At 65.1% G+C, this 229-nt stretch carries 1 pseudogene; it reads right to left on the bottom strand.

Going from position 1 to position 229, the window contains the following annotated elements:
- Nucleotides 1–229, bottom strand: a pseudogene (locus SB765_RS34550) (F0F1 ATP synthase subunit alpha); the annotation flags it as partial.

The following is a 229-nucleotide window of genomic DNA, read 5'->3' as shown; positions in this document are numbered from 1 at the left end:
CCCGTCTGCACCGGCTGCGACACCGACTTACGCCAGATCACGCCCGGAGCGATCTTTTCGATCGCGTCGGTCAGCTTCGCGTTGACCGGGCCCTTGCCGTCGATCGGGTTGCCGAGCGCGTCGACCACGCGGCCGACGAGTTCCGGACCCACCGGAACTTCGAGAATGCGGCCCGTCGTCTTGACGACGTCGCCTTCCGAGATGTGTTCGTATTCGCCGAGAATCACGG

The organism is Pseudomonas sp. SIMBA_067, assembly GCF_046534675.1.
GTDB classification, from domain to species: Bacteria; Pseudomonadota; Gammaproteobacteria; order Pseudomonadales; family Pseudomonadaceae; genus Aquipseudomonas; species Aquipseudomonas putida.
The sequence above is the reverse complement of the archived record's forward strand: the minus strand, read 5'-3'. Positions and strand labels throughout refer to the sequence as shown.